The organism is Citrobacter sp. S46_ASV_140, assembly GCF_018919545.1.
GTDB lineage: Bacteria > Pseudomonadota > Gammaproteobacteria > Enterobacterales > Enterobacteriaceae > Citrobacter > Citrobacter braakii.
This window is the reverse complement of sequence record NZ_JAHLRC010000097.1, coordinates 1-13,135: the sequence shown is the minus strand read 5'-3', so window position 1 is coordinate 13,135 and position 13,135 is coordinate 1. Positions and strand designations below refer to the sequence as shown.

The 13,135-nt window shown below is 53.2% G+C and carries 11 protein-coding genes; 10 read left to right on the top strand and 1 reads right to left on the bottom strand.

Annotated features, from left to right (window positions below; all coding sequences use genetic code 11):
* Positions 1-434 precede the first annotated feature (434 nt).
* The 6 genes from pgaA to KQJ19_RS18540 all read left to right on the top strand — a co-directional run bounded on the left by pgaA (position 435) and on the right by KQJ19_RS18540 (position 7,359).
* Complete coding sequence (gene pgaA / locus KQJ19_RS18565) at positions 435-2,897, top strand: poly-beta-1,6 N-acetyl-D-glucosamine export porin PgaA (RefSeq protein WP_016154307.1); 2,463 nt, start codon at positions 435-437, stop codon at positions 2,895-2,897.
* Between the two features lie 9 nt (positions 2,898-2,906).
* The gene (gene pgaB, locus KQJ19_RS18560) at positions 2,907-4,928 is read left to right on the top strand and encodes a poly-beta-1,6-N-acetyl-D-glucosamine N-deacetylase PgaB (RefSeq protein WP_016157399.1); all 2,022 of its coding nucleotides are present in this window, start codon (positions 2,907-2,909) and stop codon (positions 4,926-4,928) included.
* Positions 4,925-6,259 carry a poly-beta-1,6-N-acetyl-D-glucosamine synthase gene (pgaC, locus tag KQJ19_RS18555; RefSeq protein WP_016154305.1) on the top strand — a complete coding sequence of 445 codons (1,335 nt, stop codon included), beginning with the start codon at positions 4,925-4,927 and terminating at the stop codon, positions 6,257-6,259. Before pgaB ends, pgaC begins: the two co-directional genes overlap by 4 nt.
* Positions 6,256-6,762, top strand: coding sequence for a poly-beta-1,6-N-acetyl-D-glucosamine biosynthesis protein PgaD (gene pgaD, locus KQJ19_RS18550; protein ID WP_216403967.1), 507 nt, complete (start codon positions 6,256-6,258; stop codon positions 6,760-6,762). The genes pgaC and pgaD overlap by 4 nt, the downstream gene beginning before the upstream one ends.
* A gap of 82 nt (positions 6,763-6,844) precedes the next feature.
* Positions 6,845-7,075 carry a 4Fe-4S mono-cluster protein YjdI gene (gene yjdI, locus KQJ19_RS18545; RefSeq protein WP_016154303.1) on the top strand — a complete coding sequence of 77 codons (231 nt, stop codon included), beginning with the start codon at positions 6,845-6,847 and terminating at the stop codon, positions 7,073-7,075.
* An 11-nt stretch (positions 7,076-7,086) separates the two neighbouring features.
* Complete coding sequence (locus KQJ19_RS18540; protein WP_049282183.1) at positions 7,087-7,359, top strand: GNAT family N-acetyltransferase; 273 nt, start codon at positions 7,087-7,089, stop codon at positions 7,357-7,359.
* Between the two features lie 42 nt (positions 7,360-7,401).
* On the opposite strand, the gene KQJ19_RS18535 is transcribed toward KQJ19_RS18540, so the two are convergent.
* Positions 7,402-8,331 carry a LysR substrate-binding domain-containing protein gene (locus KQJ19_RS18535; RefSeq protein WP_016154301.1) on the bottom strand — a complete coding sequence of 310 codons (930 nt, stop codon included), beginning with the start codon at positions 8,329-8,331 and terminating at the stop codon, positions 7,402-7,404.
* Between the two features lie 390 nt (positions 8,332-8,721).
* Here KQJ19_RS18535 and KQJ19_RS18530 point away from each other — a divergent pair, with 390 nt between their 5' ends.
* The 4 genes from KQJ19_RS18530 to KQJ19_RS18515 form a co-directional block, all read left to right on the top strand.
* On the top strand, positions 8,722-9,327 hold the full coding sequence (locus KQJ19_RS18530; RefSeq protein WP_016157395.1) for an ankyrin repeat domain-containing protein: 606 nt from the start codon (positions 8,722-8,724) through the stop codon (positions 9,325-9,327).
* 126 nt (positions 9,328-9,453) lie between these two features.
* Entirely contained in the window at positions 9,454-10,242 is a 789-nt protein-coding gene (locus KQJ19_RS18525; RefSeq protein ID WP_216403966.1) for a DUF2877 domain-containing protein, read from the top strand.
* Positions 10,220-11,767 (top strand): acyl-CoA synthetase FdrA, encoded by a 1,548-nt coding sequence (fdrA, locus tag KQJ19_RS18520; protein WP_216403965.1) that lies wholly within the window; start codon positions 10,220-10,222, stop codon positions 11,765-11,767. Before KQJ19_RS18525 ends, fdrA begins: the two co-directional genes overlap by 23 nt.
* Positions 11,767-13,135 (top strand): DUF1116 domain-containing protein (locus KQJ19_RS18515; RefSeq protein WP_216403964.1); only part of this gene is annotated, 1,369 nt, incomplete at its 3' end. The genes fdrA and KQJ19_RS18515, both read left to right, overlap by 1 nt.

The following is a 13,135-nucleotide window of genomic DNA, read 5'->3' as shown; positions in this document are numbered from 1 at the left end:
TATCAGGGGCATTATTATCAGAACTTTCTCTATCCGCACACAATAGTTACCATGCAAACAGTTGCGCGGTGTAGCTATGCTAACCAGCAATAGTTATCATCGTCACAAGGTTTCGTCATGCAAACTTAATCTAAATCCAGAATTCAATCCCAAGAGTATTAGGATTATTTAGTCTAAAATACTTTTTTGTCTAAGAGTTTTCGTATCGCATAGCCACGAACTACGCTGAGTGATAAAATTTTCGAGTTTACGCCTGCTTTCCCACGATTAGAGGGCGAGGCGCGGGTAGTCAATAAGACGAAAGAATTAATTGCTTCATAACCCTATTGCAAAATAAGCGGCAGTGCATCTTACATGGTCGGGTACCGTAAGTAACTGACTGTAATATATTGAAAACGCTTATTTTTACTCTGATGTAAGTTATAAGGGCAGATATGTTAAGTATGCGTCGACATGCCAACTTCATTAAACGTTTTAAGTCTTTAAGCTGTTTATTTACGGCAAGCGTTCTTTTCCCTATGCAAATCTCTGCAGCGACATCAGATTATGACGCTTTGGTTATTGAAGCGCGGGGTGGTAATAGTGCACCGTTATTGCGTTATCTAGAGGATCAGGGAAAGCAAAGCGCGCTAACGCCAAATCAGGTTGCCGACTGGCTGCAAGTTTCCAGTTGGGTTGATAACAACGATAAAGCCACTATTGAAATCTGGCAGCGCTATCGTGGGCAGATGGATGTGCCTGCGCGCGGCAAAGTTGCCGCTGCACGTGCGTACCGTAACCAGAAAAACTGGAATGATTCATTGGCGGTATGGGAAAGCGTTTTACAGGAAGAGCCTGACAACGTTGACGTACGCACCGGCTGGATAATGACGTTGGCAGATGCTCGCTACAATCAGCAAGCCCTTACTGAAGCGAATAAATGGGCACAGGCACATCCGGGGGCTGACTCCGATGCGCTACTTGCCTACGTATATCATTCTCAGGGGAAAAACTGGGACGCGCTGTTGGTTGCCAGCCAGGCGGATGACGTTGATCCTGGCAACAAAAATGCAAAATCCACGCTGCTGTCTGCTCTGTCAGCAAACCGTGTTTCCGGGCCCGCCTTAAATATGGCGGAGGTAGTGCCTACGGCAGATCCTGTGAAGCGCCGCCTTGAGCTTGATGCGGCCGCCGAAATGGTACGTTCCTCCTATACGTCCGCACGTAATGAAGAAGAGCGGTTTATCGTGGCGGATAAAGCGCTGGCTCGTTATGACCAGTTGCTGGCTGCCTGGAAGGATGAGCCATCCGCGCAGAATGATGTCCGTCGGGCGAGAATTGACCGCATGGGCGCTTTGCTGGTTCGTAAGCGAACGTCTGAAGTGATTAAGGAATACGAATCGCTTTCTGCGAGCGGCGAAGTGCCAAACTACGCAAAACGCTGGGTAGCATCGGCATGGTTAAGCGAACGCCAGCCAGAAAAAACCGAAGCGATGCTGATGAGCATCTACTACCCGAATGGACCGATTCCCGTTACGCCGCTTGGTCCTGAGGATCAACAGGATCTGTTCTACGCGCATATCGATAATGAAAACTTTGATGCCGCTAAAAAACAGGCCGAAAACCTAATCAAAGAGAGTCCGTACCTGCGACGCATCTATGGTTCGCCAACGCCGCAGCCTAACGATAACTGGCTGCTCGGACAGTCGATGCTGACGCAATATTATATCGCTGCCAATGAGCTACCTGAGGCTGAAAAGCTCGCTGAGCATCTGGCGCGAACAGGTTCAGGTAACCAGGGGCTGCGCATATCTTATGCCTCCGTTCTTGAAGCGCGTGGCTTGCCGCATGCGGCGGAGAAAGAGCTGAAGCTGGCGGAAGTGATTGAGCCAAGTAACCTGGAACTGGAGCGTCAGCAGGCTTATGTTGCGTTGGATCTCCAGGAATGGAGGCAGGCCGATGAACTGACGGATGACGTCATCGCCCGTAGCCCGGATGATGAAGCGACGCTGCGCCTCGCGCGTATTCGTGATGTCCACAAAATGTCGGAAGTGCGCATTAGCGGCACACAAGGGATCTCGTCCGATAGCCCGGTCAGCGGTAAGAATGACTTCAACATCAATACTGCCATTTACAGTCCGCCAATTAACGACAACTGGCGATTGTTTACTGGATTCAACTTTGCTACTGGCGAATTTGAGGAAGGTAAAGGCATCAGCCGCGATCTGGCTGCGGGGGCGGAATGGACTTCCCGCGACTACTGGGCAGAAATGGAAGTCTCTGGCCGAAATTATGGCGATGGTCAGAAAATTGGCGGTCGTCTTTCCGGCTGGCATGACTTCAATGACAACTGGCGCGTAGGCGGTTCGGCCGAGCGCTTGTCGCGTAATACGCCACTGCGCGCGCTGCGTAGCGGCGTGTATGCCAACGGCGGCGATATGTTTGTTCGCTGGTATCAAAACGAACGACGTGAATATCAACTGTCGTTTGCCGCATCACATTTCTCAGATGGTAACGATCGCATCGAATACGGACTCAGCGGAAAAGAGCGCATGTGGACAACGCCGCGCTTCACCCTGGACTTTACCCCGGGCATCGGCGGGAGCACCAACACCAAAGAGAATGTGCCGTATTACAACCCGAAGAGTGATTTTTCCGTGGTACCGGGTCTGAGCGCGGAGCAGGTTCTTTACCGCCATTATGACACCGTGTGGACGCAGCAAGGTCTGGCTGGCGTAGGTGGCTATTGGCAGCAAGGCCAGGACGCTGGTGCCATCGTTCAGGTGGGATACGGACAACGGCTCAAATGGAACAACGTCGTAGATGGCGGGGTGATGCTTATTTGGGATAAACGCCCCTACGACGGTAAACGTGAGCGGAATATCTCCCTCGCTTTCGATTTAAATGTCAGGTTTTAAGGATTGTTCATGCTGAAAAGATGCCTGTGGCTTAGCGCATTAATCGCTGGCTGGTTGATGATTACCGCGTGCAGTAGCGCGCACAATACAACGCCTCGCTACGTTCCTCCCGCAGAGAGAACGCCGCTGACGGCGGATCATCCGTGGCCGAAAAATAGCTTCCTGGTGCTCGGCTACCACGATGTCGAGGATGGTGCCGCCGACCAACGCTATCTTTCTGTGCGCACCAGCGCGTTGAGCGACCAAATGGCCTGGCTGCGTGATAATGGCTATAACCCGATCAGCGTGCAGCAAATCCTGGACGCCCATGACGGTAAAATCGTGTTGCCGGAAAAAGCGGTATTACTCACCTTTGATGACGGATATAGCAGTTTTTATACCCGCGTCTGGCCGCTGCTGAAAGCCTATAACTGGCCTGCGCTCTGGGCGCCGGTAGGGAGTTGGGTTGATGCTCCCGCCAACAAAAAAGTCGATTTTGGCGGCTTAATGACGGCGCGAGATAAATTCGCCACCTGGAAAATGGTCGAAGAGATGGGTAAATCACCGTTGGTGGAAGTCGGTGCACACACCTGGAATTCGCATTTCGGTGCACAAGCCAACCCGCAGGGAAGTAAAGAACCGGCGGTGGCGAACCGCCTGTATGATAAGAAAACCGGCACTTACGAAACGGATGAACAGTACACGCGCCGTATAAACGCGGATATCTCTCTCATCACCAACAAGATCAAATCGGTGACCGGGAAATCACCGCGCGCGTGGGTCTGGCCTTACGGGGCAGCTAACGGCACAACGTTAAACCTGGCTAAAGAGCATGGCTATAAGATGGCCTTCACGCTCAACGAAGGGTTGGCGAATGCCGCGTTTCTTGATGACATCCCGCGCGTGCTAATCTCTGATAACCCCTCTCTTAAGCGCTTTGCCAGCCAGGTCGCTCAGGTACGTGAACCGCAGACGATGCGCGTGATGCATGTCGATCTGGATTACGTGTATGACAAGGACCCTGCTCAGCAGAAGCGAAACATCGACAAACTTATCCAGCGCGTTTATGACATGCGTATTTCTCATGTCTTCCTGCAGGCCTACGCCGATCCGCAGGGTGACGGAAATATTCGCGAGCTCTATTTCCCTAACCGCTGGCTGCCGATGCGTGCCGACCTCTTTAACTATATCTCCTGGCAGTTACAAACGCGGGCAGGGGTGACGGTGTATGCCTGGATGCCGGTTCTGGCTTTCGATCTCGACGCTTCCATCCCACGCGTAACCGCCTGGGATCCGAAAACGGGACGTACAGCGATCAACCGCGAGAATTATGTCCGTCTGTCCCCCTGGAGCAGCGAAGCGCGTCAGCGCATCACTGAAATCTATGAAGACCTGGCCAAACACGCCAGCTTCAAAGGGATTTTGTTCCATGACGATGCTTTCCTGACGGACTTTGAAGACGCGTCACCGGAGGCATTGGCTGCCTACCGCGCCGCAGGGCTTCCCGGAAGCATTGAGCAAATCCGTAGCAATCCCCAGGCGTTCGAGCGCTGGACGCGACTGAAAAGTAAGGTGCTGATCGACTTCACCAAACAACTGACCCAGGCGGTGCGTAATATTCGCGGTCCGCAGGTGCAAACGGCGCGCAATATTTACGCCATGCCGGTACTGGAGCCGGAGAGTGAAGCCTGGTTTGCGCAGAACCTGAATGATTTCCTCAATACCTATGACTGGACGGCACCAATGGCGATGCCTTTCATGGAGCAGATCCCGGCTAATGATGCCAACGCCTGGCTCGACAGATTAGTGAATGCCGTTGCACAAACGCCCGGCGCGCTGGACAAAACCGTGTTTGAACTACAGGCACGAGACTGGCGTAAATCCGGGGACGAGGCTGAAATCAGCGGAAAACAAATAGCCGAATGGATGCGCCAGCTGAAATTAAGCGGTGCAGGTAACTACGGCTATTACCCGGATGATTTCATCAGCGACAAACCTGAGATGTCAGAGATTCGCTCGACGTTCTCCTCATACTGGTACCCGCAAAAATGACCGATCGCATAATTGCTTTCCTGATACTTTGCCTGATGTTCAGCCTGCCGTTTGGCGTGGCGGTCATCTTTACAGGTGAAGTGATGTTGAACTTCGTCTTCTTCTGGCCTTTGTTTATGTCTGCTTTGTGGATAAGCGGCGGGGTCTATTTCTGGTTCTACCGTGAGCGTCACTGGAAATGGGGAGATGACACACCGCCACCGACGCTGGAGGGGAATCCGCTGGTTTCCATTCTGATCCCCTGTTTTAACGAAGGGATTAATGCGCGCGAAACCATTGAGGCCGCGCTGGCGCAGCGATATAAAAATATTGAAGTGATTGCCATCAACGATGGTTCAACGGATGACACCCACGACGTGCTGGAACAACTGGCGGTGGAATACCCCAGTCTGCGGGTGATTCATCTGGCTGAAAACCAGGGCAAAGCGCTGGCGCTCAAGACCGGGGCAGCAGCGGCGCGCAGTGATTACCTGGTGTGTATTGATGGCGATGCGTTACTGGACCGTGATGCCGTTGCCTATATTGTGGCGCCGCTGATCCAGTTCCCGCGCGTCGGTGCGGTGACCGGGAACCCACGTATTCGAACCCGCTCCACCTTAATCGGTCGGGTGCAGGTCGGGGAGTTTTCTTCCATTATCGGCTTGATTAAGCGCACTCAGCGAGTTTATGGGCAGATCTTTACCGTTTCCGGCGTGGTTGCTGCGTTTCGTCGTCGCGCGCTGGCCGAGGTCGGTTACTGGAGCCCGGACATGATCACCGAAGACATCGATATCAGTTGGAAGCTGCAATTGCGCCACTGGTCGATATTCTTTGAGCCGCGCGCACTGTGCTGGATCCTGATGCCTGAAACGTTAAGAGGGTTATGGAAACAACGACTGCGCTGGGCGCAAGGCGGTGCGGAGGTGTTTATCGTGAACATGCGCCGCCTGTGGTCATGGGAATATCGCCGTATGTGGCCGCTGTTTTTTGAGTTCTGTTTTTCTACCACCTGGGCGTTTGCCTATGCGATCAGTATCGTGCTGTTCCTGTTAGGGCTGATGATCCCGATGCCGGACTCGCTGTATGTACAACATCTGTTCCCGCCGGCCTTTACTGGGCTAATCCTCGGCGTGGTGTGCTTGTTGCAGTTTGCGGTGAGTCTGATGATTGAGCGGCGCTATGAAAAAGGCATTGGCGCGTCGTTGTTCTGGATTATCTGGTTCCCGGTGGTGTACTGGATGTTAAGCCTGTTCACCACGCTGGTCGCTTTCCCGAAAGTAATGCTTAAACGCAAACGCGGCAGGGCGCGTTGGGTGAGTCCCGATCGTGGAATTGGGAGGATCGAATCATGAGCCAGCCGCTGATCTTTACGGAGCAGCGTTTGCTGCCGCGCATCATTGACGTGCTGTTAACGCTTTTTGCCTGGGTTGGCTTTTTATATTTGATCTATAAAGGGCTGATCACCGCTCTGGCGCACTCACCTTATATAGGCGTGCGACCCTTTTTCACCACGCTGGATACGGTCACGTTTTACATCCTTGTCGCGCTGGTCAACGGACTGGTGCTGATTGGTTGGGCGAAGTACAACCAGTTTCGTTTTCGGGTGGAACGTCGCAGTCGCAGACCCGGACTGGAAGATCATGAGCTGGCGGAAAGTTTGCGTATTACCCGGGAACTGGTGACAGAGCTGAACAAAGCGCGGGTGCTGACGGTTCACCATCATGAAAGTGGTGAAATCAGTCATATCGATGTGGACAGGGATATCGCCGATAACCGTCTACCGCCGCCGACGCCCGCGATGCTGGAGTATTTGCCGCCAGAGCCGCTGCCGTCGTGGCAGAAAAGGCCTGAGTGATATTTCTACTTTCAGCTGCTTCCTTCAGCCTCGCACAGGTCTATGATTAGACCCAGACAATAAAAAAATGCGAGGCAATGTCGTGGATAAGGAACTACTGGATGCCGGTTACCGGGCCTATACCGGCGAGAAGATTGACGTCTACTTCAATACGGCGATATGTCAACATTCGGGCAACTGCGTGCGGGGAAGCGCAGCGCTTTTTAACCTGAAGCGTAAACCGTGGATCATTCCGGATGAAGTGGATGTCGCGACGGTCATTAAAGTGATTGATACCTGTCCGAGCGGTGCGCTGAAATATCGCCAGAAATGAGTGAGGGGACCATGGAAATTCTTGCAGGCCACAACAAATTTTATGTTAACGATGCCAAAGGCAATCAGGTTGCCGAGATTGTCTTCGTGCCAACGGGTGAGCATCTGAGCATCATTGAACATACCGATGTCGACCCCAGCCTGAAAGGCCAGGGGGTCGGTAAACTGCTGGTGGCGAAGGTGGTGGAGAAAATGCGCGCCGAAAACCGCAAAGTTATTCCGCTGTGCCCGTTTGCCAAACATGAGTTTGATAAAACCCGCGAGTACGACGATATTCGCGCCTGATAATCTTACGTGCGCCGGAAGGCATGACCGCCGTCCGGCGCATCACTCCCGATGCAGCAAATCCTGATAAATTCCCGTCAATACACCTTGTGGGCCAAACTCTTTTTTAATCCACTGGGTTACACGACCGGTGGCCGAATGCTGGGTCGCCAGCAGCATCCGTGAATCCTGACGCGGGTTGTGGATCTGCCGCGTGACCAGCAACGACTTTTCCATCGCCTCGCGCACCATATAGTCCGGCAGAAAACCGATGCCCTCACCCAGGATCTGGCACTGGCATTTGGTATTAAAATCAGGAACCAGAATCGACTCCTGTCCGTGTAACAGCCAGCCGACCTTCTTGTTGATGGTGTGGGCGGTGTCTTCCACCATGATGTTCGGGTACAGGCGCAGCTGGCTCTCAGAAATCGGTTCAGGCATAAAAGCCAGCGGATGATCCGGGGCAATCGCAAACGACCAACGGATCGCGCCGATCTCGGTGTAATCAATCCCCCCGCCGTCCAGTAACGTATCCGGCGCGCCGATAGCGATGTTGGCGAGGTTGTTAATGATCGAATCCCAGACGCCGTTATACACCTCAGTGGTGACGGTTATCTGGCAGGTTGGAAACTGTTTCTTGAGTACCTGCAGCAGTCGTGCCGTATGTTGAGGGGTATACAACAGTTGATTAATACAGATGCGTACCCGGGCTTCAATGCCCTGAGCAATGGTATCAATACTGCGCTTGATGGCGTGGAAATCGTTGAGCAGGTCGGTCGCCTTGCGAAACAGATAGCGTCCGGACTCAGTCAGCTCAATGCTGCGGGTACTGCGGGTAAACAGCACCACGTCGAGCCCCAGCTCCATGCGCTTAATGGTGTAACTAATTGCTGATGTGGTTAAGCCAAGTTCCTCAGCCGCCTTGCTGAAGCTGCTGTAGCGGGCTGCCATCGTAAATGCCAGCAGGTTTTCCTCGGTAAAAATTGAATTCATCTTCCTCCCCTCCGGCGACAAACGCACATCCGCGACGCGATGATTGTTGAATGTATTTGTAATCCTTATGCAGAGCAATCAGTTTTGAACAGAATTTAACACTAGTTTTACAATTGATTTGAAGGCAATCACACTTCTGTATATTAATTGCAGGCCGCTATCCGTGTAGCATCACGCCTGATTTTCCTGACAACTGATTAATGGCTAAAAGCGGCTCTGTCATAAGGAAAAGATTGCACTACAGCACGTTTTGTTCTCATTGTTAAATTTGATTCAATAATCGACACGCTTACGATGAATGAAATTTAAGCGGATATTATTCTCTGCACTCTGTTGCTATTCTCAGCTTATCGGATATTTAAAAGTCTAAAAAACTGCAGGAGAGCGATTATGTCAGAGAAAGAACTCATTACTGAATTTCTGCTGGCGGCAGAGCAGGGTGATGCCGATGGATTAAAATCCTGCCTGGCAAAAAATGTGGATATTAATGCCACTAACCGCCAGGGGCGCACTGCCATAATTATTGCCAGCCTGAATAAACATTATGACTGTGTTTCTTTATTGATTGCCGCCGGTGCCGATATTAATAAACAGGATCAAACCTGTTTTAATCCATTCCTGATTAGCTGTCTGACTAACGATTTAACGCTGCTGCGTACCGTATTACCGGCCAATCCCGATCTCAATTGCCTGAGCCGTTTTGGCGGCGTCGGTATTACGCCTGCCAGCGAAAAAGGTCATGTAGAGATCGTGCGCGAACTGCTGCTGCGTACCGATATCAATGTTAATCATACCAACTTTGTCGGCTGGACGCCGTTACTGGAAGCCATCGTGCTTAATGACGGCGGCGCGAAACAGCAGGAAATCGTCAAGCTGCTGCTCGACCATGGCGCAAACCCGCACATGACGGATAAATACGGTAAAACCCCGCTGGAGCTGGCGCGGGAGAAGGGATACCACGAAATTGCCGAGCTGCTGATTGCGGCCGGAGCCTGACAGAGGAGCGCCACTATCGCCACGCCATCACGGCGATGCGTACGGGCGCTAACCGCAGACGGCGCGTTTCTCGCTTTCCGGGGAACGGGACGGGTTGAACAGGTTTTTTCCCGCGCGGTAAACCTGTTGATACCTGAACAGCAGCGGTTGCTGACGTTACTGAGTGAAGGTTGTGATAACGCGCCTAACAGCTGTCGGCTGGCGCTGACGCATTGTGAAGAGCTGTTTCACCCCGGTGAGAGAGTCAGTTTTACCGAATCGGGGATAGCCGTTGGCAACGATAAATGGATAGAAACTTCCGGTTGTCTGCCGTGGCGCATACCACGGTGGAGGCTTGATGCAATAAGCCTTGCTGCAATCCGCTGGCTGCGCTGGGAAGAGGTTATTCGCCAACAGCTAAGAAGTGCTGACACATTATTTCTGTACCAGGGTGATAACCCGTTTTATCTGGAAATCACCCGCCAATTACTGAGTCGCCGACAAACATTACTGGCGGCGTTGCATACAGGAGAAAATATCTCTACAGCGGTCAGCCATTTAATTGGTCTGGGGATTGGTCTGACGCCTTCATCTGATGATTATTTAGTGGGCTTAAGCACTATTTTATTTATTCCGGGACATCCGCTGGGGAAATATCGTGATGATTTTTTAGCAGCCTTACAACGTGCCGCAAATAATACCACGCTACTCAGCAAAATAACGCTAGAGGAAGCCTTTCATCAACGTTATCGGGAAAGCGTCGGACGGCTGCTGAACCATATTATTACAGAGCAACAACCCGTTTCTACGCAATATATTACTGACATTAAAAATATCGGCTCAAGTTCTGGCTGCGACATGCTGTATGGCATGGCGGATGCCTGCGCCCTGAGCCACAGGTCCGGAGGGAATTATGTCGATCAGGATAGTTGTTAAAAAGAACACGTATTTTGATTCTGTCTCACTGATGTCTATCTCCACACGCGCAAATAAGCTCGATGGCGTTGAGCAGGCGTTCGTGGCTATGGCGACAGAAATGAATAAGGGCGTACTGAAGAATCTCGGTCTGCTCACGCCTGAACTTGAAGAGGCGAAAAGTGGCGACCTGATGATTGTCATTAAAGGCGCCAGCGAGGCGGCGAACGTTCAGACGCTGGTGGCGATTGAAGATTTGTTTACGCATAAAGAGCAGGGGGGGCAGCATGAAGCGCGCTATGCCACGCTTGCCAGTGCGAAGAAGCATGTTCCTGACAGCAACCTGGCGGTGATCTCGGTCAATGGTCTGTTTGCCGCGCGTGAAGCGCGTCAGGCGCTGCAAAATAACCTCAACGTGATGCTGTTCTCTGACAACGTCTCTCTTGAAGACGAACTGGCGCTCAAGCAACTGGCGCATGAAAAAGGCCTGCTGATGATGGGGCCCGATTGCGGAACCGCCATTATTAACGGCGCGGCGCTGTGTTTTGGCAATGCGGTGCGTCGCGGCAACATCGGAATTGTTGGCGCCTCCGGTACCGGTAGCCAGGAGCTGAGCGTACGCATTCACGAGTTTGGCGGCGGGATTTCCCAACTGATTGGCACCGGTGGACGCGATCTGAGCGAAAAGATTGGCGGCCTGATGATGCTTGACGCGATTGGCATGCTGGAGGCCGATCCGCAAACCGAGATCATCGCGCTTATCTCCAAACCTCCTGCGCCAACAGTGGCGCGCAAAGTGCTGGAACGTGCGCGCGCCTGCCATAAGCCCGTCGTGGTGTGTTTCCTCGGACGTGAAGCCGCGCCTGCGGATGAAAACGGTCTGCTGTTTGCACGCGGCACTAAAGAGGCGGCGCTGAAAGCGGTACTGCTGACTGGCGTGAAAAAAGAGAGTCTGGATCTGCATCCGCTCAACTGGCCGCTGATTGAAGAGGTCCGCGCCCGCCTGACCCCGCAGCAAAAGTACATTCGCGGCTTATTCTGCGGCGGCACGCTGTGCGATGAGGCGATGTTTGCTGCCATGGAAAAACATGCGGAAGTTTACAGCAACATTCATCCGGATCCGGCTTTTCGCCTGACAGATCTCAACCGCAGCGTGGGACATACCTTCCTTGATTTCGGAGATGACGATTTTACCAACGGTAAACCGCACCCGATGATCGATCCAACCAACCGCATTAGTCGTCTGTTGCAGGAAGCTCGCGATCCTGAAGTCGGCGTGATCGTTATGGACTTCGTTCTTGGATATGGATCACATGAAGATCCGGTTGGCGTGATGATCGAGGCGATCGTCGAAGCCAAAGCGATCGCCGCCGCAGAGGGGCGTCCGCTTGAGATCCTCGGCTACGTGCTGGGAACCGATCTCGATACGCCGTCGCTGGAAAAACAGTGCCAGATGCTGACCGATGCAGGCGTGATCTGGGCGAGCAGTAGCACCAATACCGGATTGCTGGCGCGTGAATTTATCTGTAAAGGGGAGGAAGCCTGATGAGCCAGACACTGTTTAACCAGCCGCTGAACGTGATTAACGTCGGCATCGCGATGTTCAGCGATGACCTGAAAAAGCAGAATGTTCCCGTGACCCAGCTCGACTGGACGCCGCCGGGCCAGGGCAACATGCAGGTCGTGGCCGCACTGGACGAAATTGCCGATTCGCCGCTGGCTGACAAAATCGCTGCCGCTAACCAGCAGGCGCTGGAACGCATTATCCAGTCGCATCCGGTGCTGATTGGCTATGACCAGGCGATCAACGTCGTGCCGGGCATGACCCGCAACACCATCCTGCACGCCGGACCGCCCATCTGCTGGGAAAAAATGTGCGGCGCAATGAAGGGCGCGGTCACCGGGGCTTTGGTGTTTGAAGGGCTGGCGAAAGATCTGGATGAAGCCGCCGACCTGGCCGCCTCGGGTGAAATCATCTTCTCACCGTGCCACGAGCATGACTGTGTCGGTTCGATGGCGGGTGTAACGTCGGCATCGATGTTTATGCACATCGTCGAGAACAAAACCTACGGCAACCGCGCATATACCAATATGAGCGAGCAGATGGCGAAGATCCTGCGCATGGGCGCGAACGATCAGAGCGTTATCGATCGCCTGAACTGGATGCGCGATGTGATGGGACCGATGCTGCGCGACGCCATGAAGCTGGCGGGCGAAATCGATCTGCGCCTGATGCTGGCGCAGGCGCTGCACATGGGCGATGAGTGCCATAACCGCAACAACGCCGGGACGGCGCTACTGATACAGGCACTGACGCCGTGGATTATTCAGACCGGCTATCCGGTTGAGCAGCAGCGTGAGGTATTCGAATTCGTCCTCAGCAGCGATTACTTCTCCGGACCGACCTGGATGGCGATGTGTAAAGCCGCAATGGACGCCGCACACGGGATCGAATACAGCACCGTAGTCACGACGATGGCGCGTAACGGCGTTGAATTCGGTCTGCGCATCAGCGGCTTACCGGGTCAGTGGTTTACCGGTCCGGCGCAGCAGGTGATTGGCCCAATGTTTGCGGGCTATAAGCCCGAAGATTCCGGACGTGATATCGGTGATAGCGCAATTACCGAAACCTACGGCATCGGCGGTTTTGCCATGGCCACGGCACCGGCCATCGTGGCGCTGGTGGGCGGTACGGTTGAAGAGGCGGTCGATTTCTCTCGCCAGATGCGTGAAATCACTCTCGGCGAAAACCCCAACGTTACCATTCCGTTACTTGGTTTTATGGGCGTACCGACCGCTATCGACATTACGCGCGTGGGTAGCACCGGCATTCTGCCGGTGATTAACACCGCAATTGCGCACAAAGATGCGGGGATCGGCATGATCGGCGCCGGAATAGTCCATCCGCCGTTCG

What these genes read in the sequence shown, in the direction of transcription:
- pgaA (WP_016154307.1), top strand. Translation starts at nt 435, where the DNA reads ATGTTAAGTATGCGTCGACATGCCAACTTCATTAAACGTTTTAAGTCT.
- pgaB (WP_016157399.1), top strand. Translation starts at nt 2,907, where the DNA reads ATGCTGAAAAGATGCCTGTGGCTTAGCGCATTAATCGCTGGCTGGTTG.
- pgaC (WP_016154305.1), top strand. Translation starts at nt 4,925, where the DNA reads ATGACCGATCGCATAATTGCTTTCCTGATACTTTGCCTGATGTTCAGC.
- pgaD (WP_216403967.1), top strand. Translation starts at nt 6,256, where the DNA reads ATGAGCCAGCCGCTGATCTTTACGGAGCAGCGTTTGCTGCCGCGCATC.
- KQJ19_RS18540 (WP_049282183.1), top strand. Translation starts at nt 7,087, where the DNA reads ATGGAAATTCTTGCAGGCCACAACAAATTTTATGTTAACGATGCCAAA.
- KQJ19_RS18535 (WP_016154301.1), bottom strand. Translation starts at nt 8,331, where the DNA reads ATGAATTCAATTTTTACCGAGGAAAACCTGCTGGCATTTACGATGGCA.
- KQJ19_RS18530 (WP_016157395.1), top strand. Translation starts at nt 8,722, where the DNA reads ATGTCAGAGAAAGAACTCATTACTGAATTTCTGCTGGCGGCAGAGCAG.
- fdrA (WP_216403965.1), top strand. Translation starts at nt 10,220, where the DNA reads ATGTCGATCAGGATAGTTGTTAAAAAGAACACGTATTTTGATTCTGTC.